This window comes from Agrobacterium tumefaciens (assembly GCF_005221385.1).
GTDB lineage: Bacteria > Pseudomonadota > Alphaproteobacteria > Rhizobiales > Rhizobiaceae > Agrobacterium > Agrobacterium tomkonis.
Genome location: NZ_CP039904.1, coordinates 69,306 through 95,791 on the forward strand (window position 1 = coordinate 69,306; position 26,486 = coordinate 95,791).

A 26,486-nucleotide genomic window follows, 5' to 3' on the forward strand; every position below is an offset into this window, starting at 1 on the left:
TCCGGACGATCCGAAAATATTACAAAAAAACTCCACAAATCTTTTCGGGTTCATGCGCCTCGGTCGTCTTCCCTATCAGAGGCCGCAGCAAGGCGGCGAAATGGAAGGGAATACGGGGATGACTTTATTGGCGACGGGACATAAATCCGGTGGTCGCGAACGGCGTTTGAGGCTCGCAGCATTCTGCGCATCACTGGCCTGCTCCGTATCCTTAGTTGCCCATACCCAGGCCGTTGCGCAGGAGCTGCGCCAATTTTCCATTCCCGCCGGCTCCCTCGATGTGGCGCTGACGCGTTTTGGCGCCGCAAGCGGCATCCAGATTTTCTACGACGCATCCTTGACGAGAGGGCTCAAAACCTCCGGAGCAGCCGGCTCCCTGCCGCCGCGGGAGGCACTCGGCAGGCTGCTTGACGGCACCGGCCTCAGCTTCCGCTTCACCGCGCCCGATCGCGTGACGGTCTCCAATGCCTCACAGGCACCGGAGGCAACCTCTGCGGATGGCTCGCTCGTTCTCGAAACAATCACCGTCACCGGCAAGACCGGACGATATGGCAGTCCGGATGCGCCTTACGGCAACGATGCCCCGACCGCCTTCATTTCGGGTGAAGATATCGAGCGCTTCCGCGGCTCAAGCCCGGCCGACATGTTTCGTGGCACGGCCGGCGTCATGTCCGGCGAAGCGCGAAACGGCGCCGGTGCCATCGACGTCAACATTCGCGGCATGCAGGGAATGGGCCGCGTCGCCACGACGATCGACGGCGCCGAAAATTCCGTGACTGTCTATCAGGGTTATCAGGGCGTCTCGAACCGCACCTATGTCGATCCCGATTTCATCGCCGGTGTCGACATTACCAAGGGAGCCGATGCTGCTTCCTTCGGCAATGCCGGATCAGTGGCGATGCGAACGGTCGGCGCCGACGACATCGTCAAGCCGGGCGAAAAATGGGGGCTGAAGGTCAAGGCTGGCTTCGGCACCAATTCATCAAGCCCGACCGAAGGGGCATTGAGCGGCTATAGTTACCAGTCCGGCGCAGGCACCGCGACACCGTCCGCTGACGGCATGGACAGGCCCGCCTTCCTCAAGCCGACGACCGGTTCCGGCAGCGTCATCGGCGCTTACAAGGGCGAGGACATCGATGTCGTCGCCGGATATGCGCATCGCCGCCAGGGCAATTATCACGCCGGCAGCCACGGTCCTGTCGCGTCCCCGAAAAACATCGGCGACACGAAATATTGGGGCGGCACTTTGCCCAACACGATGATCAATGAAGGTCTGGTCAACTATCGCGGCGGCGAGGAAGTCCTCAATACCGAGCTGGAAACCCAATCGCTTCTGGCGAAGGTCACGGCGCGTCTGTCAGACGATCAGACATTCCAGATCGGCTACATGGGATACAGAAGCGAGGCCGGCGACAGGCTTGCCTCGCGGCTGACCTCGAATACCGGACAGGCGCAGCAGCAGGAACAGACCGTCAGCACCAGCCTCGACACATTTACCGCCAGATACAACTGGAACCCCGAAGACAATGACCTCATCGACTTCAAGTCGAATTTCTATTTCAACCATCTCGAAGTCCGCAACCCCGTGCGCGGCGGGCGTGGCCTGACGCCAGAGAAGATCGGCCTGCCATCAGGCTTCCGGGTCGGCACCGATACCAATATGTGGGGAGCGGAGATTACCAACCGCTCGCAGTTCAGCCTGGATTACGGCGATTTCGACCTGAATTACGGACTTTCCTACCGTGCTGAAGACACCAAGGGCAGCGACCACACCGCCGTTCTGGAGGGCTGGCTGACACCGCGCGACGCCATTCGCCATGAAGGCGCAGCCTTCGCCAAGGCAGCTTACAAACCGGTGGACTGGCTCACCCTTAATGGCGGGTTGCGATACTCCCATTATTGGGTCGAAGACAGGTTCGATCCCTATGAGCGTTATCAGGCGCGGGACAAGCCGGTTGGCCTGAAAGTGGATGACGGCGGGTTCAGCCCATCTGCCGGAGTGACGCTGGAACCGTTCGACAATACCCAGTTCTACATCAATTATTCGAATACGCTGCGCTCGCCATCCATCATCGAATCCGTCTCGGCCTTCAACAGCGTCATCGCGAATTCGGGTGTCCTGCCGGAACGCTCCAGCAACTGGGAAATCGGCACCAACATCATTCGCGACGGCATCCTCTCCGACGATGACACCGCCATGATCAAGTTCGGTTATTTCAACTGGGATGTGAAGAATTACATCTCGCGCACCGTCGTGACCGAACCACAGTTGACGTTGAATATCGGCAATATTCCGCGCGCCAAGTTTTCCGGTCTCGAACTTTCCGGCCGATACACCAATGGCGGATTTTCGGCAGATCTTTCCGCCAACTACTTCCTGAATGTCGAATATTGCCGCACGACCCAGACCTGCGACAGCAAGTCTCTCTATGGCGACTATGCGACGAACCATGTTCAGCCGGAATATACGGTCGACCTGACGCTTTCGCAGAAATTCCTCGAGGACCGGCTGACGGTCGGGGGCCGCATCTCCTATGTCGGCCCGCGCGCCATCGGCCACGGCGACGTCACCGCGCAGGGTGCGTCGGAATTCATCGCGCTTGTCGACTGGGAACCCTATACGCTGGTCGATCTGTTTACCGAATACAAGATCAACGACAACATGACCGCGAGCCTGCGGGTGGAGAACCTGTTCGACCGTTTTTATGTCGATCCGCTCGGCCTCGTCACGCAGCCCGGTCCCGGCCGCACCATCTATGCCAGCCTTACGGCAACGATCGGCGGCGGCGAGGCCCTGCCCGGCCTTTCCCCCTTCAGCCGCCCGACGGACGCATCCTTCGTGCGTGACTGGACCGGCTTCCATGTGGGTGCCCATACCGGCGGCGATTTCCTGAATTTTGCGGGAAATACGACCTCGCTGGATGGCACATTCAACGATGCGGCCGCACGGGAATCGGCCGATTTCAACCTGCGTGGCGGTGCGTTTGGACTACAGGCCGGTTATGACCGGCAGCTGGAAAACGGCCTTGTCGTCGGCGTGGAGGCCGATTACACCAAGACCTATCTTCGTGGCCTCGAAAAGTTCGGTTCCACCGATCCGGTGCTGGCAAAGAGCGGTCACCTGGACGCAACGACCAGCTACGATATCGACTGGACGGCCGGTCTGCGCGCGAAGCTCGGTTACGCCGTGAATGACAGGTTGCTCGTTTATTCCACCGCCGGCCTGGCGCTGGCGAAAGAAACCCAGTGGCGCGACCAGTATATTTCAGACGGCGCGAGCGGGACCAATCCCCTTGGCTCCGAAACGACGGCATTCTTTGTGGAGAAGGCTTCCGGAACACGTGCCGGCTTCACAATCGGCCTCGGCGCGGAATATGCGCTGAACGACAATTGGTCGATCCGTGCGGATTACAGCTACAGCCATTTCCGCGCCAAATCGTTGAAGTTCAAGAACGCCCGCGCCGGCACCGGCAAGGATTATCGCACCAGTGAGCAGACGGGCACGGAGATGGTCGATCCCGGCTTAAAGAATGATCCGAACATGGCTTGGCTCTGCGATTCCATGCCGGAAGTCTGCGAGCCCTATGAATCACCGATCTACGAATATGTGGACCATGTGGGGACATCCGGAATTGCCAACGGCCGCAATGCCTCGAACTCGCTGAACATGCATGCCATCAAGGTTGGGCTGAACTATCGCTTCTGAGGAAACTTTCCACAAGCTTTCGAGCCGTGCGCCTATCTGGCGCGCGGCTCACCGAAACATGAGATTGCTCACGAAGCCGGACGATTGAGAATGGCTTCGCAACTCGCCGGATTGCCGATGATCTCACTGGTCTTGATGATGGAGCCGGCATCCGCAGTGATCTTGATGATGCAGTCGCGGCGGTGTTCCTTGATTTTCATGCCCTCCGTCTGCGTCATCTGGGTCTGTCCATCCACGGACTTGTATTCACGCCGGTTGCTGAGCCCGGCATAGGTCTCCACATCGACCTTCAGCCAGTAGGATTCGGTTGCGCCCTTGTCGATAACCACCTTGTTGGGGCGACCAAGCCTGGCGATGGCCGCATCCCGCGGCTGCCCCACGAAGGCCGCGACCGTTCGGGAAATATCGGTTTCTCCGGTTGAGGTGCAGGCGGTGATAATCATCAGCGCAGCCGCCAGACATCCGGTTTCAATCCATCTCATTTTCAATCGTCCCCTCGCAAAATATCGCCAGCCGCATAGGTTGCCTACTGCCGCTGCGGGGCAAATCTAGGGTCAATGATTTTATGCTGAAAGGCGGGCGGACAGAAATCCCGATCAACTTGTTATGATCGACGGGTGTTGCGCTTCTCTATCTATTGCGGAACACGGTGCAGGGGACGCCGACCTGCCGGATCTCTCCGCAGAGCCTGTTGGCTTCGGCGCGGGTCTCACGGCCGATGCGGGCGGCATAACGCGGGCGCGAGCCGAAATTCCCGCCTCTTTGCCTGACGATGAGGGCACGTTCCGCATTGAGCGGTTCCGACAATCCGCCGATCGCGCGGGTGAACAGCCGGTTCGCCACCGCCGGATTGTAATGCGCCGCAAGCTGCACACCCCAGGGCGCCCAGTCAGCCGAGGAGATGAGAACGGGATCGTTCATGGTGCGGGTGTCGGCCAGACGCAGGCAGGCGTCGAGGAAGGAACGACCGTCATCCAGCGCCGGGGCGGCCTTTTCCGGCGGGTTGTCTTTCCAGTTCTCGACAGGATATCCGGTGATGGCAAACACGTAATCGCGGGTTTCCATTGGCAGGCGGCCGGTGGCGATGAAGGTTCGCAACCCCGCCTCGCCGGCATTATAGGCCGCAGCGGCAAGCCCGAAATTGCCGAATTGACCATTCAGCTCGGAGAGATAACGCGACGACGCCTCAAGCGCGGCAATGATGTTGAAACTGTCCTCGAGACCACGCAGCCTTGCCGTTCCGGGCATGAACTGGGCGATGCCCTCGGCCCCTTTCGGGCTGACCGCATCGGCGCGGAACAGGCTTTCGCGCCAGATCAGCCGGGCGAAATAATCCGGCGGGACGGCGTAACGTGCGGCCAGCACCTCGATGGCATGACACAGATCGCTATTGTAGCTGCCGACCCGAATGCACAGTTCCGGCGCAACGGCATGGCTATAGGCACAGGCATTTTTCCCCTCCGCCGGCTTCTCAGCCCGGGCGGCACCACCGGCTGTCACCAGCAGGCAGACGACGAGAGCGACACGGCCTGTCCATATCCCTGCCAAGCAAACGACCCCATACTTCCAGACGCAACGCACCGATCATCGGGCAATCGCGAAAATATGCCCCGAGCTTCGGCCTTGTTCAATGGAAGTTTCGGTTTCGCGCTGCCGATGCGCATCCGCACTATCAAAAGGCTCGGCGCAAAACATCCAGCCGGCCCGATTGCCGGGCTGGCTGGACGCTGTCATTTACCCGCTCTGGCGAGAATCCTTCTAGAACTCCTGCCATTCATCGTGATTGAGGGCAACCGCGGCGGAGCCACGCGCCGCAACGGGCCGGGATACCGGGCGGCGCGATTGAGAAGGCGCCGGCCTCACCTCCGGGCTGCTGCGCAGGGAGGATGACGAACGCGGCGCTTCATCGAACCTGAACTGGCCCAGAAGTTCGAACAGGGCGGCGGCTTCCCGTGCAAGGCTGTGGCTGGCGGCAGTCTGCTCCTCCACCATCGCAGCGTTCTGCTGTGTGCCCTGATCGACGGTATTGACCGCCTGATTGATTTCGGCAAGTGCGGTGGACTGTTCGCGGGCGGCTTCGACAATCGCCACGACATTGCTGTTGATATCACGAACCTGCGCCGCGATTTCCTGCAGCGCCGATCCCGCCTTGGTAACCAGGCCGACGCCGTTTTCCACCTGCGAGCCCGAAGCATTGATGAGGCTCTTGATTTCCTTTGCAGCCGTTGCCGAGCGCTGCGCCAGTTCGCGCACTTCCTGCGCGACGACTGCAAAACCCTTGCCCGCTTCACCGGCACGCGCCGCTTCCACGCCGGCATTCAGCGCAAGCAGATTGGTCTGGAAGGCAATCTCGTCGATCACGCCGATAATGTTCGAAATCTCGCGTGACGATTTTTCGATCTGATCCATGGCGCCGATCGCATCGCGCACCACCTGGCCCGAATGTTCGGCATGGTCACGGGCACGGGCGACGATCGTGCCAGCCTCTTCGGCGCGGCGGCTGGAATCGTTGACGGCAGTGGTGATCTCCTCCAGCGCGGCGGCAGTCTCCTCAATCGAAGCGGCCTGCTGTTCCGTGCGTTTGGCAAGATCATCGGCGGCGGAGCGTATCTCGTTGGAGCCCGAGGAAATCGCGCCGGCATTTTCAGATACCAGCGTCATCGCTCTCTTCAGCTTTTCCGAGGCTGCATTGAAATCCGTCCGCAATCTCTCAAGCGAGGGGATGAATGGCTTGTCAATGCTCTGCGACAGATCGCCATCAGCGAGGTCAGTAAGACATTGCGCCAGCTTTTCGACATTCTCGACGCGGCCGGTCACGTCGGTCGCAAATTTGACGACCTTGAACACCTTGCCGTTCAGATCGAAGATCGGATTATACGAGGCCTGAATGAAGACCTTGCGGCCGCCCTTGCCGAGGCGCATGAATTCATCCGCCACGAGATCACCGCCGGCAAGCCTTTCCCAGAACTGCTTATAATGCGCCGACTGCGTATAGGCCGGTTCGCAGAACATCGAATGATGCCGGCCCTGAACCTCCGGCAGTGAATAACCCAGTGCCGCCAGAAAATTCTCGTTGGCCGTCAGGACATCGCCATCAGGTGAAAACTCGATGATGGCCTGCGCCCGCGACAGGGCGTCGATCTTGCCCGCATCTTCCGCCGCCTTCAGCTTGCGCTGCGTGATGTCGGTGGCGATCTTGATCACCTTCACCGGCTTGCCGCGGCGAAACACCGGGTTATAGGAGGCCTCGATCCAGACCTCCCTGCCGCCCTTGCCGATGCGCTTATATTGCTGCTGGTCGAACTGACCGGCTGAAAGTTTTGCCCAGAAGGTCTTGTAGTCCTGCGAAGACACAACGGCGGGCTCGACGAACATGCTGTGATGCCTGCCGATGATTTCCGCCAGCTCGTAACCGAGCGCACGACAGAAATTCTCGTTGGCGGTCAGAATTTTCCCGGAAAGGTCGAATTCTATAATGGCCTGGGATTTGGAAAGGGCGGCAAGAACCGCGAAAGCATTGGCACCCCGATCAAGAAAACTCACGCGCAATCCTCCGATGTCAGACAGATGATTCCCTATCAAAATCATTCAGTAATATTACTGTTACAATATTAAATAATATTTAAGGATAAACTTGACGTCCGTCGCGTGGGTTGCAAAATTCAGACTGAATTTAAACCGGCCATCGTTTCTTGCCCCAGCCCCATCACCCGCGTCAGCGCCACGGGACCGGCATAACAATTATGCATTATTGCTGTTTATACTCCGGGCATCACGAATCGGATAAGGCTGCCCTTCGCCGATACGTTGCGGCTTGCCACTGTTTTCGGGAGAAACCATGATCGACGTCGCAACCGCACTCGCCGTGTGGGTCTATATTGCCGGATTTCTATTTTTGACGGCGCGGCTGGCGCGGCAGACGGGAGAACCGATCTGGCTTTTCGCAAAAGGCCGCGAGCGGCAGGCCGTTCCCGCCATGCTCTTTCGCCTCGCTTTTCTCCTCGGCGCCCTGCTTCCGCTCGTTACCCTGTGGCTGGAGCCGCAAAATCCGGTCTGGCTTCTGAACCGCGGCGATCTTGGTGCCCCAATCCGGATTGGCGGCATGGCGATGGTGCTGGCTGGCGGCCTGATCGCGCTTTATGCGCAGAACTATATGGGCAGGTCATGGCGCATCGGCGCGGCCGAGGGCCATCTTGGCGCAATCGTCGATAGCGGTCCTTTCGGCCGCTCCAGAAATCCCGTCTTTGTCGGTCAGATCGTGCTGTTTACCGGGCTGGTGCTGGTATTTCCATCGGTTCTGCAGCTTGTTGTCGCCATCGCTCTTGTCATCGCCGTGTCGCTGCAGGTGACTATTGAAGAACGTGTGCTGACGAAGGAGCTTGGACCGGCATATGACGCCTATCGGCGCCGGGTGAGGCGCTGGCTGTAACGACAGTCGAACCTGAGCCGTGGCGTGGCCTTCAGCTTTTTCGGAACATTCATCCGCCGCAGGCATTTTATGCCGAATGGGGGGCCGGCCACAGGCCGGCAAATTTCCTTGCCTGTTCAGGCAAGATGAAGATCAGTTCCAACCTGGAGGAGCACGCAGATGAAAAAGAACACGATCTGTATCTGGTACGACAAGGACGCCGAGGCCGCCGCCAGATTTTACGCCGAGACCTTTCCCGACAGCGCGGTAACCGCGGTTCACCACGCGCCGAGCGATTATCCTTCCGGCAAGAAGGGCGATGTGCTGACGGTGCAGTTCACCGTCGCCGGCGTATCCTGCATCGGTCTGAATGGCGGTTCTGCCTTCAAACAGACAGAGGCCTTCTCGTTCCAGATATCGACCGAAGATCAGGAAGAAACCGACCGCTACTGGAACGCCATCGTCGGCAATGGCGGAGAGGAAAGCGCCTGCGGCTGGTGCAAGGACAAATGGGGTGTCTCCTGGCAGATCACCCCGCGCGTGCTGATGGACGCCATGGCCGCCGGCGGCGCTGAGGCCAAACGTGCCTCCGAGGCGATGATGGACATGAAGAAAATCGACGTCGCCGCCATCGAAGCCGCACGCCGCGGTTGACGCCAACGGACTATTCAGCAGCAAGTAGCGAAATTAACTTGATCCCGGAAACACCCGAAACATAAGGGAAAATCCGATTTCATGAAATTAATCGCCTTTCCCCGCCGCGCAGATCGCCCTGCGCGGCAAGTCATCATAAAACGTTCAACAAAGTGTAAGCGATCCGTCAAAGACGGCTGTTAGCAGAGCCCGTGGCTTCGTGCTGGGAACATGATGTCCTTGCCGATCATGCCATCATCCATCAACGGGGCTCAACTCATGAAATCTTCCGCTCTGACCTCTTTCGTGGCCGGCGTCGCCATTGCTGCCGCCTTCGGCGCCACGGCCGCCCATGCAGAAAAGACCAAGTTCGAATTCTGGTACGGCCTTTCCGGCGATCTTGGCGATCGCGTTCAGGAAACCTGCAAGAAGTTCAACGATTCGCAGGCTGAATTCGAAATCGTCTGCACCTCGCAGAACGATTACGACGCCACGCTGCAGAACACCATTGCCGCTTACCGCGCCAAGAAGCAGCCCGCCATCACCCAGATCTATGACGCCGGCACGCTGGACATGATGCTGTCCAAGGCTTTCGTTCCCGCCAAGAAGCTGATGGCCGACAACGGCTACAAGATCGACTGGGACAATTATTTCCCCGGCATCGCCAACTATTATGCCACCGCTGCGGGCGAGCTGAATTCTTTCCCCTATAACTCCTCGACCGCGATGTTCTATTACAACATCGACGCTTTCGAAAAAGCCGGCATCACCTTCAAGCCCGACACATGGGAACAGGTTCAGGAAGCCGCCACGAAGCTCAAGGCTGCCGGCTTTGAATGCCCACTGGCCTTCAACTTCGACACCTGGATGCTGATGGAGCAGTTCTCCGCCATCCACAACCAGCCGATCGCCACCAAGGGCAACGGTTATCAGGGCCTCGACGCTGAACTGACGATCAACAAGACGAAGTTCGTCGATCACGTCAAGTTCTTCAAGAAGATGCAGGACGAGAAGCTGTTCGTCGTCAAGACCAAGCAGCTCGGCATGGACATCCTGCCCGCCTTCACCTCGCAGACCTGCCAGATGTTCATGACCTCGATCGCCAATCACGGCACCGTTGCCAAGACCATGCCGGAAGGCGTGAAGTGGGACGTTGCCATGCTGCCGGTCTGGAAAGGCACCGAGCGCCACAATTCACTGGTTGGCGGCGCGTCGCTGTGGGTCATGGCCGGTCGTCCGGACGCCGAATACAAGGGTGCAGCCGCATTCCTGAACTTCATCGCCCAGCCGGAGATGGTTCAGTGGTGGTCGACGGTCACCGGTTACATCCCGGTCACCAAGACCGGCTTCGACGCCATGAAGGCCAACGGCTTCTATGACAAGGCCCCCTATAAGGGCCGTGAAAAGGCAATCGAAAGCCTGACCTTCACGCCGCCTTCGGAATATACCCGCGGTATCCGCCTTGGCGGTTTCACGCAGATCCGCAAGGAAGTCGCCACCTCGCTCGAAGCCATCTTCATGCAGAATGCCGACGTCCAGGCTGAACTCGACAAGGCTGTCGAGCGCTCCAACGCTGGCCTGCGCCGCTTCGAAAAGACCTATGCCGGCGCCAAGCTGAACTAAGTTTCCTAAAATTTTCCAATGGCTTGCCCGAATCGCTTCACGCTTTACGGGCAAGCCCGCCCATTTCTCCAGTATTGCCGGTTTTTTATGGAAAAGCGCGCCGTCTTCAAAAGCACGTGGTTGCCCGTGCTGTTCGCCCTGCCGCAGCTTCTGCTGATCTTCCTGTTCTTCTATTGGCCCGTGGCAGCGGTCATCAACTGGGCCTTCACGCTGGAGCCGCCCTTCGGCGGCGCTGCGGAATTTGTCGGCCTTGCCAATTTCGAGGAGACCTTCCTCGATCCACTCTATTGGCAATCCGTGCTCGTCAGCATGGTTTTCGCCATTGCCGGCCCCTTCTTCACCATCCTCATCGGCCTCGTTCTGGCGCTGTGCGTCGATCGCGCCCTGCCCGGCTCCGGTTTCTTCCGGGTGCTTTATATCCTGCCTTATGCCATCGCGGGTCCTGCCGCCGGCATGGCCTTCCGCTTCATCCTGTCACCGGAGCGTGGTCTCGCCGCCTCCCTCAACGCCTGGTGGCCGGACATCTGGAACCCGGCCAAATATGGCGAACACGCGTTGATCCTTGTCATCGTCATCTTCATCTGGAAATGGGCGGGTTACACCTTCATCTTCCTGTTCGCAGGGCTGCAATCCGTGCCGCGCTCGCTGACGGAAGCCGCCGCCATGGACGGTTCCGGCCCCATTCGCCGCGCCATAGACATCCAGGTGCCGCTGCTCGCACCCACCCTGTTCTTTCTGACCGTCATCATGATGACCGAGGGTTTCGTCGGCGCCGACACGTTCGGCATCGTCGCCACCACCACCGAAGGCGGCCCCAACCGCGCCACGGAGGTGATGGTCTACCGCATCGTCAGCGAAGCCTTCGAGGGGCTGAATTATTCCGGCGCCTCGGCGCAGAGCCTCGTCCTCATCGGCCTCATCATGGTTTTCACCTTCATCCAGTTCCGCTTCGTCGAGCGGCAGGTCCATTACAAGTGAGGCGGCGATGATCCAGCGCACCCCCTATGCCGACGCCCTGACCTATATCCTGATGGTTGCCGGCTTTCTTCTGCTCATCGGCCCCTTCGTCGTCATCATCGCCGGAGCGAGCCAGACGATAACCCAGGTCAACAGCGTACCGTTTCATTTCATGCCGCAGGGCGAGTTTCTCGCCAATGCCGAGACAGCCTGGAAACGCGCCAATCTCGGCAATGCGCTGTGGAACAGCATGATCATGGCGACGCTCGTCACGATCGGCAAGGTAGCGCTTTCGGCGTTTACCGCCTTCGCCATTGTCTTCTTCCGCTCGCCGCTCAAACATCTGTTCTTCTGGACGGTGTTCATCACCCTGATGCTGCCGCTCGAAGTGCGTGTCGTTCCCACCTATTCGGTGGCCGCCGATCTTTTCCAGCCGTTCCGTTCCATTCTCGGCCTGTTCGGCATCGAGGTGACGGTGGAGTGGAACCTTCTCAACTCCTATGCGGGCCTCACCCTGCCGCTGGTCGCCACCGCCACCGGCACCTTCCTCTACCGGCAGTTCTTCATGACCATCCCGGACGAGCTGGCGGAGGCAGCGCGTATGGATGGTTCGGGCGCGATACGCTTCTTCGTGGAGATGCTCCTGCCGCTGTCTCGCACCAACATGGCGGCGCTCACCACCATCATGTTCGTTTATGCCTGGAACCAGTATCTCTGGCCGCTGCTGATGGTCACCGACCCTTCCTACAAGACGGTGATGATGTCGCTGCGTGCGCTTTTGCCCGCCGAAGACGGTACGCCGGACTGGAACGTCACGCTCGCCGGCTCGCTCATCATCATCACACCGCCGCTTCTCGTCGTGGCCTTCCTGCAACGCTGGTTCGTCCGCGGTCTCGTTTCGTCCGACAAGTGACGGCGCGCGGCTTTCAACAACAAGGTTTCCCATCATGGCTCAGATCGATATCCGCCAGGTCCGCAAATCCTACGGCAAGACACCCACCCTGCATGGCGTGGATCTCTCTTTCGAATCCGGCGAATTCGTCGTTATCCTCGGCCCCTCGGGCTGCGGCAAATCCACGCTTCTGCGCATGATCGCCGGGCTGGAAGACATTACATCAGGTGAAATCGCCATTGGCGGGCGCGTCGTCAACAAGCTCGAGCCGCGCGAGCGCGGCTGCGCCATGGTGTTCCAGAACTACGCGCTTTATCCGCATATGTCGGTTGCCGGCAATATCGGCTATGCGCTGAAAGTCGCCGGTGTCGCCAAGGCCGAGCGCCTGCGCCGCATCGAAGAAACCGCAAAGATCGTCGGCCTTACCGATTTTCTGGAGCGTAAGCCGGCCGCCCTTTCCGGTGGCCAGCGCCAGCGCGTCGCCATGGCCCGCGCGATCATCCGCGAACCGCAGGTCTTCCTGTTCGACGAGCCGCTCTCCAACCTCGACGCCAAGCTGCGCGTTACCATGCGCGCCGAAATCCGCAAGCTGCACCAGCGCCTGTCCGCGACCTCGGTTTTCGTCACCCATGACCAGGTGGAGGCGATGACGCTGGCCGACCGGCTGGTGGTGATGAACAAGGGCAATGTCGAACAGGTCGGCCATCCGCTCGATATCTATCATCGCCCCGCCACCACCTTCGTCGCGTCCTTCATCGGTTCCCCGGCGATGAACCTGTTCACCACAAGGGTCGAAGTCGAATCGCCTGCGGTGATGCTGGGCGGCGCGGCCGTCAAACTCTTCCCTGAAACCGGTCTCGAACTGCGCGGCCGCGACGTGACGGTGGGCATTCGCCCGGAACAGTGCCTTGTCAGCACGGAAGAAGGCCCAGGCGTACCGGCAATCGTCGATTTCGTCGAAGAGCTCGGCTCCGGCCGCATCGTGCATGCCGAGATCGCCGGCGAAACCTTCTCCGCCGCAATCGGCGAAGACCTTTCGGTCAAACCCGGCCAGCGCATCCACCTCACCATGCCGCCTGCGCACCTGCATTTCTTCGACCCTGCCACCGGCAAGCGGATCGAAACGGAAGGGGCAACCGAGACCAATAATCTTGGCAAGGAGGCATTGCTGGCAGTCTAGAAGACAAGGCCTTTCGGCTTAGCCCTTCACGCCTGACGAAATCATGATGGCCTCCGTCACGCGGCGCTGGAAGATGACGTAAGCGATGATGACCGGCAGTGCAGCCAGCATCGCAACGGCCATCAGGCGCGCATAGGCGACACCGAAGGCATCATTGACCTGGGTAATGCCGACGGGGATCGTCATCATGTTTTCCGAGGTGACGACGAGGAAAGGCCAGAAGAAGGCATTCCACACGGAAATGAAGGTCACGATCGCCATGGCGGTCGTGATCCCCCAGTTGAGCGGCAGATAGACCCGGAACAGGATCGTGTATTCGCCGCCGCCATCCAGCACCACCGCCTCGCGCATCTCCTTCGGCACGCTGTCGAAGAACTGCTTGTAGACGATGATGACGATGGGGGTGATGAGCTGCGGCAGGATGATGCCCGCCCAGGTGTTGATGAGGTTGAGGTTCTTCATCAGGATGAACTGCGTGACGACAAGCGTCTGCGCCGGCACCATGAAACTTGCCAGCACGATGCCATAGAGCAGCCGCCGTCCCGGAAAGCGTATCTGCGACAGCGCATAGGCGCACAGCATCGAAATGAACAGGACGGAGACCGTGACGATGACGGCGGTGCCGATGGAATTGACATACCAGGTCAGCAGCCGCGTGTTGAAGATCGCATTCACATAGGCGCCCAGCTGGAACTCGTCCGGCAGCAGCGATGTGTTGCCGGCAACATTTTCATCGGAGCGAAGCGACGTGACGAAACTCCAGTAGAGCGGAAAAATCCACACCAGCGCCGCCGAAAAGGTCAAAAGGGTCAGAACGATGTTCTCTAGTTTTCTGGTCGGGCTCATGAGTTCCTCCGGATGCGCAGCAGCTGGAACTGGAGAACGGAAACGATGACGATCAACAGGAAAAGCACGGTCGCAACGGCCGAGGCGTAACCGCCATTGTTCATCTGGAAGGCCTCGCGATAGACCTTGAGGAGGAGCACGAAGCTGGAATTGAAAGGGCCGCCGCCGCTCAGAAGGTAGATCTGGTCGAATATCTTCAGTTGCAGGATCAGTTGCAGCGTCAGGACAAGTGCCGTCACGGGCCACAGGAGCGGCCAGGTGACGCGGCGGAAGCGTTGCCAGGTCGTCGCGCCATCCAGCGCCGCCGCTTCATAAAGCTCGGTCGGAATATTGCGCAGGCCGGCAATGAACAGCAGCACGTTAAAACCGTTCGTCCACCAGATGGTGACGACAGCGACCATCGGCATCACCCAATATGGGTTCTTGAAGACTGCGACGGGCTTGCCCGCCAGCAGCGAAATGACCGGCTGGAGAACACCGAACTGCAGATCGAGCATCCATGCCCAGATTTCCGTCACCACCGAGACCGGCAGCACGTAAGGCAGGAAAAACAGGCTCATGGCGATTGTCTGCCCGATGCCCGACAGCCGGCTGACGGCGAGTGAAATCATCAGCGCGATGATGGTGGTCGGCACCACGGTCAAGAGGACGAAATAACCGTTGTTCTTGAGCGAGGTGACAAACAGCCGGTCGCCCAGCAGTTTCGCGTAGTTCTCAAACCCAACCCAGTTTCCCTCACCGATCAGCGGCGCATCGGTAAAGCTGATGCGCACCATCTCGATCAGCGGATAAAGGAAGAAGGTGGCGAAGACGACGATGAATGGCGTCACCATCGACAGCGCGATCAGCGACTTCTTCCGCCGGTTTTCAATCATTGCCATGGAATGCCTCCGGGCCTCTGCGCATTGCGCGATGCCCTCCAGCCATTGGGGCCGGAGGGCAGGCGTGGATTATTTGAGTTTGCCCTGAAGTTCGGACTGGATCTGCTCGACGGCTTCCGCGCTGCCGACAAAACCCTGAATGGCCGGCGCGATGACGTTGAGTGCCGCGTCATAGGCCGGAGAGGCAACCCCGGTAATTGTGGTCTTGGGGTCAAACACCGCCGCCTCCGCCAGCGTGGCATAGGTGGCGTTCGGCTGCATGGCCTTATATTCGGCACTTTCGGTGATCGATTTATAGGCTGGAATATGCCCGGCATCGGCCCAGCTGATGGCGTGTTTTTCCATCCAGCCGATCACCGTCATGACTGCGGCACGTTTTTCGCCGGAAACCGTCTTGTCGCCTTCATTCGGGATGGCGAAAGCATGGGAATCCGCCCAGGTGGCGCGTTTGCCCATCAAAGGCGGCACTTCCACCGCACTCCATTTGAACCCGAGCTTGCCGTTCTTTTCCAGATCCTTGTAGGTCGGTACTTCCCAGACGCCATTCAGCTGGAAGGCGGATTTGCCGGCGGAAAACAGCGCCACCGAGGCCTCATATTCCGCCTGTTCCGGCGCCCAGCCGTTTTCCCGCCATCTGGACATTGTGTCGATGGCTTTTGCGGCCTTTTCGGCATTGTCGCCGGCCAGAACCTCCTTACCGGTGACGAGTTCGCCACCCTGCTGCGACAGCAGCGTGTAGAACACCCGCCACACTCCGCCTTCACCGCCCGACTGATAGGTGATCGGCGTCTCAACGCCATTTTCCTTCGCCCAGGCAAGCGCCTTTTCGAAATCCTCGATCGTCTTTATGCCGGTCAGCTTGCCTTCGGCATCGAGATAGGGAGAGCCCTTCAAAAGATCGGCGTTGTAATAAAGGACAAGGGCGTGAATATCGAACGGCACGGCGTAAAGCTTGCCGTCCTGCGTGGCCGCCTCCACCGGCGCGCTGAAGAAATCTTCCGTCTTCAGCCCGGCATCCTCAAGATCCTTTGCGGTGATTTCGCTCAGCACCCTTTCTTCAAGGCCAAGCGGCCCGCGCGACAGGTGATAGGTCATGATATCCGGCCCTGAACCGACCGCAGAGGCCGTTCTGACCTTGGTGTAAAAGGGAACGCCCCATTCCAACGTCGTGCCCTTGATCTGGATATCGGGATGTTCCTTGTTGAAGGCCTCGATCAGCGCTTTCATGCGCACGCCGTCACCACCGGCCAGAAAGTCCCACCAGATGATATCCTGCCTGGCAAGCGCCGGCATGGCGGTCAAACCCAGAACCGTGCCGATAAGCAATGTCTTGATCAATCGCATCGTTATTCCTCCCGTTTCTTGAAACACCCCGTCAGGGGATGGTTTGCTGCATCGAAAGGCGCCTCCTCGCGCCTATCGCAACCTTTTGCCGTCGCTGTCGAAAACCAGGATCCTGTCGGGCGAGGCGCTGAGCGAAACGGACCGGCCATCCAGCTGCTCCCGGGAGCCCTGCCGCTGCACGATAAGCTCCTTTCCCGCCCTGGTGCGGGTGTAGAGGTAAGACAGATCGCCAAGCTCCTCAGCCACCTCGACGATGACAGGTAAGACGCCTCCATCCGTGATCGCCAGATGTTCCGGCCTGATGCCAATCTCGAGCCGCTGGCCGGGCGACACCGGTTGCGACAACCGCGCTTCGAGAGGCCGTTCGCCGCCTTCAAGGGCAAGGGTCACGCGGCCATCACGCTGCTCCACCACATCGGCCTGCAGGAAATTCATCGCCGGCGATCCGATAAAGCCCGCCACGAAACGATTGTCGGGATCGTCATACAGCGTCAGAGGCGCCCCCGCCTGCTGCACGATGCCGCCCTTCAGGACGAAAATCCTGTCGGCAAGTGTCATCGCCTCCACCTGATCATGCGTGACATAGATCATGGTCGCGCCGAGCTTGCGGTGCAGCCGGGTCAGTTCCAGCCGCATCTGCACACGCAACTCGGCGTCCAGATTGGACAGGGGTTCATCGAACAGAAAAACCTTCGGCTGCCGCACGATGGCGCGGCCGATGGCCACACGCTGCCTCTGGCCACCCGAAAGTTGCGAAGGCCTTTTGTGCAGATGCTCGTCAAGCTGCAGGATGCGGGAGGCCTCGCCCACCCTCTCATTCACCTCCGCCTTCGGCCGGCGGGCAAGCCGAAGGCTGAAAGCCATGTTCTCGAACACCGTCAGATGCGGATAGAGCGCATAATTCTGGAAGACCATCGCAACGCCGCGATCGGCCGGTTCGACCGCGGTAACATCGCGGTCGTCAATGGCGATGCGGCCGCCACTGGTTTCCTCAAGCCCGGCGATCATGCGCAACAGGGTGGATTTTCCGCAACCGGAAGGCCCCACGAACACCGCGAAGCTGCCGGTCGGGATTTCCATCGAGACGTCCCGGATCGCTGCGAACGATCCGAAGGACTTGGCGATATTGTTGAGACGGACACCCATCACCGCCTCACTGAACCTTCAGGCGCAGCACGTGATAGGACAACGCCGGCACGGAGCCTTTGAGTGCCCCATCCTCGACAGCGACGCCACTGCCCGGCACCGGCACGACGCGGTCGGGCTGGTCCGGGCCGTTTCCGACCCGCAGGTCATATCCCGCCATCGCAAGATGCAGGCTGAGGCTGGCTGATGAAAATCCGGTAAGGCTGACATTGATATCCGCCGCCTCGGTAAGATGGCGGTTGAGGACGAACAGCGTCACCACGCCTTCTTCCTCGCTGAAGACCCCGGCGACATCGAGATATTTGACATCGTCAGCCGCGTTGCAGTCGTAAGTCGGGCAATCGACCGCGACATTCAGCGCAACACCACGGCCATAAAGCGAGGCGAACTGATAGGGATAATAGATTGTCTGACGCCAGGCCGGGCCGTTCTTTTCTGCCCGGATCGGGGCGATGACGTTGACGAGTTGGGCGATGCAGGCGATGCGCACGCGGTCCGAGCGGCGGATGAATTCATTGAGCAGACCGGCAACGAAGAGAGCATCTTCGAAATTATAGGTCTCTTCCAGCAGGGCGGGCGCTTCCGGCCAATCCCAGCTCTTGATGCGTTTGCTGTCGTCTTCGCGGATGTGATACCAGACGTTCCATTCGTCGAAGCAGATGGAAACATCGTTTTTGGCGCGCTTCTTGGCTTTCACATAATCGATGACGCCGGCGATCGTCTGGATGTAACGGCCGGTCTCTTCGATCTTGCCGAAATAATTCAGCGTGTCGCGGCTGTTATTGCCGAAATATTTGTGCAGCGAGATATGATCGACATTCTCGTAGCATTCCTCCAGCACTTCGCGTTCCCACTCGGGATAGGTCGGCATGCCGTCATTCGAACTGCCGCAGACGATCGCTTCAATTGTCGGGTCGAAGCCTTTGAAAGCCTTGGCGGTTTCGTTGGCCAGCCGGCCATATTCCACCGCCGTCTTGTGGCCGATCTGCCAGGGGCCGTCCATCTCGTTGCCGAGGCACCACATCTTCACGCCATGCGGTTTCTCGGTGCCGTGGCTGCGGCGCAGATCGCTAAGCTCGGTGCCGCCGGGAAAATTCACATATTCAAGGAAGTTACGGGCATCATCCAGACCGCGGGAACCAAGATTGACCGCCAGCATCATCTCGATGCCGGCCATCTGCGCCCAGTCGGCGAATTCATTGATGCCGATCTGGTTGGTTTCCTTTGACCGCCAGGCAAGGTCCAGACGAATAGGCCGCTTGTCGCGCGGGCCGATGCCGTCTTCCCAGCGATAGGCGGAAACGAAATTGCCGCCGGGATAACGGATGGCGGGAATTTTCAGGTCCTGCACGAATTTCAGGACATCCCTGCGAAAGCCGTTCTCATCCGCCTGCGGATGGCCGGGCTCGTAAATCCCGCCATAGATCGCACGCCCCATATGCTCGATGAAGGCGGAATATAGGCGATCGTCGATACGCCCAATCCGGAAGTCCCGGTGGACTGAAACCCGCGCTTTCATAGGCTCTCCTCCCTGCGCATTTATATCTTAAAATATGGTATGAACCATATTTGATAATATAGTTGCCGAGGGAATCCGCGCCTGTCAACCGCGAAAATCATACTTTTAAAATTTGAAGGCTCAGTCTGCCGTGCGCAGGCGCAAGACGATGTCCTGATCGTAATTTCCGAAACCCCGGCCGAAGATATTCAGCCCGCCCGGATGTTTCGCGTCGGCCTTGACTTCGATGCGCAGGCGGATGGAACGATGGCTCACCAGATCGATATCCGCCAGCGTCACATCCGAAATGCGGGTGCCATCGACATAGGTTCCCTGCGCGGTGATGCGCCAGGTTTTGAGCATGCCATATTGGGAACCGGAGAGTTTCCACCAATCGGGCGTGAACACCCCTCGCTTGTCACCGAAGTCGCCCGGCGAGGTCCACACGCCGATTTCCCTGCCGTTGACAGAGAGGGTTATGTCCGACGGCCAGTTGCTGTGCGTTCCCGGCACCTCGGAACTGACCTCCATCGAAAACTCGATTTCTTCGACGTTTCGGCCCTGAATCTTGGCATTATTGGGGAATTGATATTCCACGAAGCCGGATGTCAACCATAAGAGCGCCGTCTTCATGCGATCAGGATCCATGAAGGTATCGGGCACATCCAGAAGCCCGATAATACCATCAGGCGAACAGATGCCGCAGGGTGCCGTCACCGAACTCTGGGTATAAAGACCGAGCGGCATGGCCACCGCAATGTAATTGGAGGCCGCCGGCGCCTCGGGCCTTCGGAAGGAAACGATGAGTTCGTCGCAGGTGGCGAAGCAGATTTTCTGGCTGCCCTTGCGCGCCTTGCGCGTCTCGGTTCGCAGCAGCCCCGCCTCTTCAAGAACGGCCACACCGGCGGAAACGGTGGACTGGGGCAATTCCAGCCGCTGTGCGATCTCGTTGACATTCAGACCGCTCGTCTCGTGCAGCAGCTTCAATATCTGCACGCGGATCAACGAAGCGGCCGCTTTCAGGACATCGAATTCTTTTTCAGCATCAACCAGGAGGAAATTGGGGGCCATTCTCTAATCTTCAGATTTATCGATCCAGATCAGGATTTCTGGCTTAAATACCCTATACTTGTCCAGTGTTGTTTATCGTTCAGGCATATCTGAAAGTTAAAGGCATGAAAAAGGCATCGCCACGCAGCCTTGAGACCACGTGGCGATGCCCCTTTGTCGTCAACCGCGCTTGCGCAGGGTCCGCGTGCCGGTGTCGACAAGATTCTGCGCCGCTTCATCCACGCTGGCGCGACCGAAGGCGAGCGAATCGGCAATCGGACGCATCACGCCACGGTCGAATTCATTGGCACCGATGGGGGCGGGCTCCGGATAGGCATCGGTCTTTCCGGACAGGCTTTCGATATAGTCCACCGATTTGCGCTCAGTCTCATTGAGGCTCGGCAATACTGCCTCACGCACCTTCTTTGCCGGCGGCACGCCGCGTTCCACGCCCAGTACCTTGCCGGCTTCCAGATCGTTGACGAAGAAGTTGATGAACTTCGCCGCCGCTTCCGGATTGGTGGAGGTGGACGAAATGGACCAGATAAGTCCCGGCCGGTAATAATGCCCGGTCGGCTTGCCGGCCCCCTCACCCGGCAGCATGCCGATGGACAGCGTTTTCTTGTTGAGCGCCTGATAACCCACAAGCTGGTTGGAATAGGCAAAACCCGTGGCGGAATTGCCAAGCGTCAAGGCGTTGGATTCAATGGTATTGTCATCACGCGTCTGGATATCGGCGGAAACGCAGAGCTTGTCCTCGCGCAGCTTCTCCCAATAGGCGAACCATTCCTTGGCGTCTTCCTTGTTGAAGCCGATGGTGCCATCCTGAAACAGCAGCTTGCCGCGCTGGCGAAGCCAGACATCGAAGACGTAATGATAACGCGCACCATAGGGAATGGCCCAATAATTGCGCCGCGCCGGGCCGTTCTTCTTGAAATCGCGCGCCAGTTCCGCAAGCGCCGTCCAGGTGATCTGCCCTTCCGGCATGGAAACACCGGCTTCCTTCAGCGCTTCGGCATCATACATCATGCAGAAGGAATTAAGCCCGAGACCGACGCCGTAAAGCTTGCCGTCGATGCGGCAAAGATCGATCTCGCTCTTGCCGAAGCTGGAAAGATCAAGCGCCGAGCCGACGAAATGATCTAGTTCCATGCAGGCGCCACGGCCGGAATAATCGGCGATGGTGGATGGTTCCAGCTGGAAGATATCGGCGACATTGCGTCCAGCCATCGAGGTCGCAAGCTTGGTCCAGTAGTCGGAGCCGGCGATCATTTCGCCGCTGACCACCGTTTGCGGATCGGCCTTCTGGTAAAGGGCGATGACGTCATTGGTGCGCTTGTTGCGATCGGCTGATCCCCACCACACGCAACGAAGCCGGGTCTCGGCCGCCAGCGCGCGGAAACCGCCCGCCGCAACCCCAAGACCGGCCAGCGCCGCCGTCACCAAAAATCCACGTCTGTCGATAGTTTGCATCTGCTCCTCCCGCGTTTTGCAAATTTTTCACTGACTACTTAATTCTTGCAAATTTTCTATATTTGCAATATTTGCATCATAATAGATTTTTTTGCAAGCGCAGGAGACGACATGAACGATACGCCCGACATCAGCCGCCCGCGCCAGTCGGATATCGCCCAGCGCGCCGGTGTCTCCATCAGCACCGTCTCTCGTGTTCTCGCCGGGGAAAAAGGCATCAGCGCTTCGATCCAGACCAAGGTTCTGGGGGTTGCGGCGGAGCTCGGTTATCCGTTGCGGCCGGTCACCAGCCAGGCCGGCGGCGTGCCGCTGGAGGGCAAGAAAGTCCTAGCCCTGATGTCCGCCGAAAGGGCAACCGGCGATATCGGCGCTTTTTATCACGATATTTTCGACATGCTGCGCAGCCTTGCCCAGACGGACGGGTTTGAACTCGATATCCGGCTGCTGCACCAGAAACAGGTGGATGACGCCCTGACACAGCGGGTCTGCGAAGCGGACGGCCTTCTTGCCATCGGTCTCGACCCTGAAGAGGAGATCATCCACCGCATCACGCAGGGTGTGCTGCAGCCGGTTCTGGTCAACAGCGCCGACCCCTCGATGACGCTGGATTGTGTTTCGCCCTCCAATTTTTACGGCGGTGCAATGGCAGCGCGGCGGCTTCTGGAACTCGGCCACCGCAAGGTCGCCTATATCGGCCCGCACCACCGCCACACCATACGCGAGCGCATGCGCGGCTTCCGCCACACCATCCTTGAGGAAGAAGGCACGACCTATGAGGAATTCCTGCTCTCCACCGTGGATAGCGGCTTCGGACAGGCGGGTGATGCGGTTCGCCAGCTACTGGCCAAGAACCCTGACCTGACCGGCATTTTCTGCATGAATGATGCGATTGCGCTCGGCGCGCTGGGGGCGGCGCAGGAGCTTGGCCTTGCCGTGCCGGACGATCTTTCCATCATCGGCTTCGACGACCTGCCCTTTGCCGAACTGTCCACCCCTCGCCTCAGCACCATCCGCGTCGACCGCCGCGAGATTGCCCGCGAGGCAGTGGAATTGATGCGCCGCCGGCTGACGGAACCTTCCGCCAATGCCCGGCAGGTGCAGCTGGGTGTGCAGCTGGTGGAAGGACAGACCGCCGGACAGGCGAAAAAGACGGGAAAGGCGATACGTAATGCATGATGCGGCAAACAATGATCCGATGACCCGTTTCAATCCGCTCTATGGCAATCCGCTTAAAACCCGCGCCGATGTCAGAAAGGCGCTTGATGACAGTTTCGCACCGCTCCTGCCCTATTTTTCGCAAAGCGGCGCAAGGGTGACACTTAGCGGCACTGCCGCGCATTTTGACCGGGCGGCGGCCGATCTGGAAGGATTTGCCCGGCCGCTCTGGGGCATCGCGCCGCTGGCGCTCAGCGGCGACAGTTTTGCGCATTGGCCGCTTCTGGCGAAAGGCATCGCCAACGGCACCGATCCCGCCCATCCCGATTATTGGGGCGACGTGCGCCAGAAGGATCAGCGGCTGGTGGAACTTGCAGCTCTGGGCTTTGCGCTTCGGCTTGCGCCGCAACATCTTTGGGAACCCCTCTCCGACGCGCAAAAAGACAATGTCCGCCGCTATCTGCTGACGGCGCGCGAGCGCAATTATGCCGACAATAACTGGAAGTTCTTCCGGGTGATGGTCGACATGGCGCTCGATCATCTGGGCGTAGATTTCGACCGCAGCCTGACGGAAACCTTCCAGGCGGAGCTGGACGGTTTCTACATTGCCGACGGCTGGTATCGGGACGGCGATTATCGCCGCATCGACCACTATATCGCCTTCGCCATGCATTTTTACGGCCTGATCTACGCAAAACTCAGCAAGCCTGGTGATGCTTACGCCGAACGTTACCGCGAACGCGCCCGCCTGTTTGCCGGCGATTTTGCCAGCTGGTTCGATGAGGATGGCGGGGCGCTGGCCTTCGGCCGGTCCATGACCTATCGTTTCGCCTGTGGCGGTTTCTGGGCAGGCCTTGCCTTTGCCGATGAAGAGGCTCTGCCCTGGGGCGAAATCAAGGGGCTTTATCTGCAGCATCTGCGCTGGTGGGCACAAAAGCCGATTGCCGATCGCGACGGCGTTCTCTCCATCGGTTACGCCTATCCGCAGCTGACCATGTCGGAAAGTTATAATTCGGCCGGTTCTCCCTATTGGGCCTTCAAGGCCTTCCTGCCGCTCGCCTTGCCGGAAAGCCACCCCTTCTGGCAGGCGGAAGAAAAGTTGCCTGAAACCTCCACCAAACCGCGGCCGCTTCTTCATCCCGGCATGGTGATGATGCGAACGAAAGGCAACGTCACGGCACTTTCCAGCGGGCAGGAAACCCTGTCGATGCGCGGTGGGTCGGAGAAATATGCCAAATTCGCCTATTCCTCCCGTTATGGTTTTGGTGTGGAGGTGGATGAGCGCGGCTTCAGGACCAATGGTTTTGACAACATGCTGGCCTTCTCGGAAGACGGTTTGCATTACCGGGTGCGCGAAACCAACGAAAAGGTTCTGCTGGCGGGGGAAAACCTGCGGGCGACATGGAAAGCGTTCCCCGATGTCGAGGTTGAAACGACGCTGGTTGCCGCCGGCGACTGGCATATCCGACTGCACCGGATCACCTCCGCCCGGCCGCTTTCCGTCACCGAAGGCGGCTTCGCCATCCACCGCAACGACGGCGACAGCGATGCCATAACCGAGACAGCCGGCCACGCATCGGCTGATTGCGGCACCGACATTTCCGCGATCATCGATCTCGGCTCCGTCATATCCCGCCAGGGCATCGCACTGAAGGCGCTACCCAATACCAACCTCGTCAATGCCAAAACCACGGTGCCGCAATTGCGCGGGGACATTCCAGCCGGCGAAACTCTGCTTGCCTGCGCCGTCTTTGTGGGGCTGGCCGGACCTGAAAGCAAAAAAGCCCTGGCAGCTATTCCCGTTCTCCCGGACATCAGGGCGCTCGACCGCCTGTTTGCCGAACACGGCGTCCCGGTCAGCAGCATGGCGGCGACGGGAGAGCCACGATGACGAACCCGCTTCCGCGTCTCAGCCTTGCCATGGACCCGGAGCGGACGCAGCATGTGCTGACACCACAGGCGCTAGAAAGACTGTCGCAGAGCGTCGATATCATCGATATCAACCGCATCTGCGACTTTCACGATCCATCGATAAAAGACCAGCTGGAACGGACGGATATTCTCCTGACCGGCTGGGGCTGTCCCGATATCGGCGCGCGGGAACTGGCGTTGATGCCAAGGCTCAAACTGATTTCCCATGCCGCCGGCACGGTGAAATATTTCCTCTCGCAGGCGGTCTTTGAGCGCGGCATCACCGTGTGCAGCGCGGCGGAGGCCAATGCGCAGCCGGTCGCCGAATTTACGCAGGCGATGATCCTGCTTGCCGGAAAGCGCGTATTCAGCTTCCGACGGCTTTATGGAAACGACCGCGGGCGGGAAAACGTCGATCACCTGCAATCGCAGGCCATCGGCAATCTCGGCCTGACGGTCGGCGTGGTCGGCGCATCGCGCATCGGGCGTCGGGTTATCAATCTGCTGAAACCCTTCGATCTCGACATCATCCTTTTCGACCCGTTTTTAAGCGCTGCGGAGGCGGAGCGACTTGGCGTGCGGCTGGTATCGCTTGATGCGCTGATGGCAATGAGCGACGTCATTTCGCTGCATGCGCCGTCGCTGCCGCAGACCCGGCATATGATCGGCGCGGAAGCACTCGCCCGGATGAAGGACGGCGCAACCCTGATCAACACGGCGCGCGGCGCTCTGGTGGATGAGGAAGCACTGCTGACTGAGCTAAAAACCGGGCGTATCGAAGCCGTCATCGATGTGACCGATCCGGAAGTGCCGCCGCCGGATTCCGCCTTCTACAGCCTGCCCAACGTCTTCCTGACGCCGCACATCGCCGGCGCCGTAGGCCTAGAACGCGCCAGGCTGGGCGACATGGCAATCGCGGAAATCGAACGCTTTTGCCAGGGCGCGGCACTTGAACAGCAGGTGCGGCCGGAACATCTGGAACTGATTGCATGAGAATTTTCGAGCCGGGCCTCTGCTCCGTCACCTTCCGCTCCCTGTCGCCGCAGGCGGTCATCGACCTTGCCGTCGCAAACGGCATCAAGGCAATAGAGTGGGGCGCGGATATCCATGTGCCGCCAGGCGATCTCGAAAACGCCAGGGATGTGGCCGAGCGGACCGCTAAAGCGGGCCTCACCGTCTCTTCCTACGGCTCCTACATCTTCGCGCCGGATTTTACGCGGCAAGATTTGACCGCTGTTCTCGAAACCGCCAAGGCCCTCGGCACCGGCCATATCCGTATCTGGCCGGGCCAACGCAAAAGGCCCTCCACCGACTACTCTCCCGCCGAGCGCCGCAGGGCCACCGAGGCGCTGGCAGAGATCGCCCGCCATGCGCAAGATTACGGCATGACGATCGGCCTCGAATATCACCCCAATTCACTGACGGACACCCTGCCCTCGACCCTGCAACTGGCGCAGGATTTGGCCGTGCCTAACCTGTTTTTCTACTGGCAGCCGGCACCCGGCCTGCCGCTCGAAAAGGCTCTCGCTGAAATATCGGCAATCGGCTCACGCATCTGCCATCTGCACGTCTTTGCATGGCTTGCCGACACCAGCCGCCTGCCGCTTGCCGACCGTGCGGATTATTGGCGGTCGTGCGTCGAGGCGTTGCAGGCGAGCGGCTGGACGAAGACGGCTTATGCGATGCTGGAATTCGTCAGGGGTGATGATGTCGGTCAGTTTGCGGAAGATGCGGTGGCGCTACGCGAGATTCTTGATAGGTTATAAACCCGACCGACCTATGC

21 protein-coding genes are annotated in these 26,486 nt (G+C 59.5%); 11 read left to right on the forward strand and 10 right to left on the reverse strand.

Annotation, left to right across the window (positions count from 1 at the left end; translation table 11 throughout):
• Positions 1-127 precede the first annotated feature (127 nt).
• Positions 128-3,706 carry a TonB-dependent receptor domain-containing protein gene (locus CFBP6623_RS15550; protein WP_232370440.1) on the forward strand — a complete coding sequence of 1,193 codons (3,579 nt, stop codon included), beginning with the start codon at positions 128-130 and terminating at the stop codon, positions 3,704-3,706.
• Positions 3,707-3,774: 68 nt separating this feature from the next.
• Here the strand turns inward: CFBP6623_RS15550 and CFBP6623_RS15555 are convergent, their stop codons facing one another.
• From CFBP6623_RS15555 to CFBP6623_RS15565, 3 genes are all read right to left on the reverse strand, one after another.
• Complete coding sequence (locus CFBP6623_RS15555; protein WP_046800440.1) at positions 3,775-4,188, reverse strand: hypothetical protein; 414 nt, start codon at positions 4,186-4,188, stop codon at positions 3,775-3,777.
• Positions 4,189-4,336: 148 nt separating this feature from the next.
• Positions 4,337-5,254, reverse strand: a complete 918-nt coding sequence (locus tag CFBP6623_RS15560) for a lytic transglycosylase domain-containing protein (protein WP_046800439.1) — start codon at positions 5,252-5,254, stop codon at positions 4,337-4,339.
• Positions 5,255-5,464: 210 nt separating this feature from the next.
• Positions 5,465-7,249: a methyl-accepting chemotaxis protein gene (locus tag CFBP6623_RS15565; protein WP_046800438.1), complete on the reverse strand. Its 1,785-nt coding sequence runs from the start codon at positions 7,247-7,249 to the stop codon at positions 5,465-5,467.
• Positions 7,250-7,544: 295 nt separating this feature from the next.
• On the opposite strand from CFBP6623_RS15565, the gene CFBP6623_RS15570 reads away from it, so the two are divergent.
• The 6 genes from CFBP6623_RS15570 to CFBP6623_RS15595 all read left to right on the forward strand — a co-directional run bounded on the left by CFBP6623_RS15570 (position 7,545) and on the right by CFBP6623_RS15595 (position 13,399).
• Positions 7,545-8,135, forward strand: coding sequence for a methyltransferase family protein (locus tag CFBP6623_RS15570; protein ID WP_052760245.1), 591 nt, complete (start codon positions 7,545-7,547; stop codon positions 8,133-8,135).
• 159 nt (positions 8,136-8,294) lie between these two features.
• The gene (locus CFBP6623_RS15575; protein WP_080842762.1) at positions 8,295-8,768 is read left to right on the forward strand and encodes a VOC family protein; all 474 of its coding nucleotides are present in this window, start codon (positions 8,295-8,297) and stop codon (positions 8,766-8,768) included.
• Positions 8,769-9,026: 258 nt separating this feature from the next.
• Positions 9,027-10,370 (forward strand): extracellular solute-binding protein, encoded by a 1,344-nt coding sequence (locus CFBP6623_RS15580; protein ID WP_046800504.1) that lies wholly within the window; start codon positions 9,027-9,029, stop codon positions 10,368-10,370.
• An 87-nt stretch (positions 10,371-10,457) separates the two neighbouring features.
• Complete coding sequence (locus tag CFBP6623_RS15585) at positions 10,458-11,348, forward strand: carbohydrate ABC transporter permease (RefSeq protein ID WP_046800436.1); 891 nt, start codon at positions 10,458-10,460, stop codon at positions 11,346-11,348.
• 7 nt (positions 11,349-11,355) lie between these two features.
• Positions 11,356-12,240 (forward strand): ABC transporter permease subunit, encoded by an 885-nt coding sequence (locus CFBP6623_RS15590; protein WP_046800435.1) that lies wholly within the window; start codon positions 11,356-11,358, stop codon positions 12,238-12,240.
• A 34-nt stretch (positions 12,241-12,274) separates the two neighbouring features.
• Positions 12,275-13,399, forward strand: coding sequence for a sn-glycerol-3-phosphate import ATP-binding protein UgpC (locus tag CFBP6623_RS15595; RefSeq protein WP_046800434.1), 1,125 nt, complete (start codon positions 12,275-12,277; stop codon positions 13,397-13,399).
• An 18-nt stretch (positions 13,400-13,417) separates the two neighbouring features.
• On the opposite strand, the gene CFBP6623_RS15600 is transcribed toward CFBP6623_RS15595, so the two are convergent.
• The 7 genes from CFBP6623_RS15600 to CFBP6623_RS15630 all read right to left on the reverse strand — a co-directional run bounded on the left by CFBP6623_RS15600 (position 13,418) and on the right by CFBP6623_RS15630 (position 21,637).
• Positions 13,418-14,245 (reverse strand): carbohydrate ABC transporter permease, encoded by an 828-nt coding sequence (locus CFBP6623_RS15600; RefSeq protein ID WP_046800433.1) that lies wholly within the window; start codon positions 14,243-14,245, stop codon positions 13,418-13,420.
• The gene (locus CFBP6623_RS15605) at positions 14,242-15,126 is read right to left on the reverse strand and encodes a carbohydrate ABC transporter permease (protein WP_046800432.1); all 885 of its coding nucleotides are present in this window, start codon (positions 15,124-15,126) and stop codon (positions 14,242-14,244) included. The genes CFBP6623_RS15600 and CFBP6623_RS15605 overlap by 4 nt, the downstream gene beginning before the upstream one ends.
• A 69-nt stretch (positions 15,127-15,195) precedes the next feature.
• Positions 15,196-16,470, reverse strand: a complete 1,275-nt coding sequence (locus tag CFBP6623_RS15610; protein ID WP_080842763.1) for an extracellular solute-binding protein — start codon at positions 16,468-16,470, stop codon at positions 15,196-15,198.
• A gap of 72 nt (positions 16,471-16,542) precedes the next feature.
• Complete coding sequence (locus CFBP6623_RS15615) at positions 16,543-17,616, reverse strand: ABC transporter ATP-binding protein (protein ID WP_046800430.1); 1,074 nt, start codon at positions 17,614-17,616, stop codon at positions 16,543-16,545.
• A gap of 7 nt (positions 17,617-17,623) precedes the next feature.
• Entirely contained in the window at positions 17,624-19,135 is a 1,512-nt protein-coding gene (locus CFBP6623_RS15620; protein ID WP_046800429.1) for an alpha-N-arabinofuranosidase, read from the reverse strand.
• Positions 19,136-19,255: 120 nt separating this feature from the next.
• Positions 19,256-20,185 carry an ArsR/SmtB family transcription factor gene (locus CFBP6623_RS15625; RefSeq protein WP_046800428.1) on the reverse strand — a complete coding sequence of 310 codons (930 nt, stop codon included), beginning with the start codon at positions 20,183-20,185 and terminating at the stop codon, positions 19,256-19,258.
• Between the two features lie 159 nt (positions 20,186-20,344).
• Positions 20,345-21,637, reverse strand: coding sequence for an ABC transporter substrate-binding protein (locus tag CFBP6623_RS15630; RefSeq protein ID WP_046800427.1), 1,293 nt, complete (start codon positions 21,635-21,637; stop codon positions 20,345-20,347).
• Between the two features lie 111 nt (positions 21,638-21,748).
• Between CFBP6623_RS15630 and CFBP6623_RS15635 the strand changes: the two genes are divergently transcribed.
• From CFBP6623_RS15635 to CFBP6623_RS15650, 4 genes are read left to right on the forward strand one after another with little or no spacing between them, the layout of a single operon-like run.
• Positions 21,749-22,813, forward strand: coding sequence for a LacI family DNA-binding transcriptional regulator (locus CFBP6623_RS15635; protein ID WP_046800426.1), 1,065 nt, complete (start codon positions 21,749-21,751; stop codon positions 22,811-22,813).
• A complete protein-coding gene (locus CFBP6623_RS15640; protein WP_046800425.1) occupies positions 22,806-24,683 on the forward strand; it encodes a DUF2264 domain-containing protein in 1,878 nt (625 codons plus the stop codon). The genes CFBP6623_RS15635 and CFBP6623_RS15640 overlap by 8 nt, the downstream gene beginning before the upstream one ends.
• The gene (locus CFBP6623_RS15645) at positions 24,680-25,696 is read left to right on the forward strand and encodes a hydroxyacid dehydrogenase (RefSeq protein WP_046800424.1); all 1,017 of its coding nucleotides are present in this window, start codon (positions 24,680-24,682) and stop codon (positions 25,694-25,696) included. The genes CFBP6623_RS15640 and CFBP6623_RS15645 overlap by 4 nt, the downstream gene beginning before the upstream one ends.
• Positions 25,693-26,469, forward strand: coding sequence for a sugar phosphate isomerase/epimerase family protein (locus tag CFBP6623_RS15650; protein WP_046800423.1), 777 nt, complete (start codon positions 25,693-25,695; stop codon positions 26,467-26,469). Before CFBP6623_RS15645 ends, CFBP6623_RS15650 begins: the two co-directional genes overlap by 4 nt.
• Positions 26,470-26,486: the final 17 nt, after the last annotated feature.

Coding starts and splice junctions, on each gene's coding strand:
- CFBP6623_RS15610 (WP_080842763.1), bottom strand. CDS start 16,470: ATGCGATTGATCAAGACATTGCTTATCGGCACGGTTCTGGGTTTGACC.
- CFBP6623_RS15605 (WP_046800432.1), bottom strand. CDS start 15,126: ATGGCAATGATTGAAAACCGGCGGAAGAAGTCGCTGATCGCGCTGTCG.
- CFBP6623_RS15575 (WP_080842762.1), top strand. CDS start 8,295: ATGAAAAAGAACACGATCTGTATCTGGTACGACAAGGACGCCGAGGCC.
- CFBP6623_RS15570 (WP_052760245.1), top strand. CDS start 7,545: ATGATCGACGTCGCAACCGCACTCGCCGTGTGGGTCTATATTGCCGGA.
- CFBP6623_RS15585 (WP_046800436.1), top strand. CDS start 10,458: ATGGAAAAGCGCGCCGTCTTCAAAAGCACGTGGTTGCCCGTGCTGTTC.
- CFBP6623_RS15625 (WP_046800428.1), bottom strand. CDS start 20,185: ATGGCCCCCAATTTCCTCCTGGTTGATGCTGAAAAAGAATTCGATGTC.
- CFBP6623_RS15630 (WP_046800427.1), bottom strand. CDS start 21,637: ATGCAAACTATCGACAGACGTGGATTTTTGGTGACGGCGGCGCTGGCC.
- CFBP6623_RS15620 (WP_046800429.1), bottom strand. CDS start 19,135: ATGAAAGCGCGGGTTTCAGTCCACCGGGACTTCCGGATTGGGCGTATC.
- CFBP6623_RS15615 (WP_046800430.1), bottom strand. CDS start 17,616: ATGGGTGTCCGTCTCAACAATATCGCCAAGTCCTTCGGATCGTTCGCA.
- CFBP6623_RS15650 (WP_046800423.1), top strand. CDS start 25,693: ATGAGAATTTTCGAGCCGGGCCTCTGCTCCGTCACCTTCCGCTCCCTG.
- CFBP6623_RS15580 (WP_046800504.1), top strand. CDS start 9,027: ATGAAATCTTCCGCTCTGACCTCTTTCGTGGCCGGCGTCGCCATTGCT.
- CFBP6623_RS15635 (WP_046800426.1), top strand. CDS start 21,749: ATGAACGATACGCCCGACATCAGCCGCCCGCGCCAGTCGGATATCGCC.
- CFBP6623_RS15555 (WP_046800440.1), bottom strand. CDS start 4,188: ATGAGATGGATTGAAACCGGATGTCTGGCGGCTGCGCTGATGATTATC.
- CFBP6623_RS15595 (WP_046800434.1), top strand. CDS start 12,275: ATGGCTCAGATCGATATCCGCCAGGTCCGCAAATCCTACGGCAAGACA.
- CFBP6623_RS15645 (WP_046800424.1), top strand. CDS start 24,680: ATGACGAACCCGCTTCCGCGTCTCAGCCTTGCCATGGACCCGGAGCGG.
- CFBP6623_RS15600 (WP_046800433.1), bottom strand. CDS start 14,245: ATGAGCCCGACCAGAAAACTAGAGAACATCGTTCTGACCCTTTTGACC.
- CFBP6623_RS15640 (WP_046800425.1), top strand. CDS start 22,806: ATGCATGATGCGGCAAACAATGATCCGATGACCCGTTTCAATCCGCTC.
- CFBP6623_RS15590 (WP_046800435.1), top strand. CDS start 11,356: ATGATCCAGCGCACCCCCTATGCCGACGCCCTGACCTATATCCTGATG.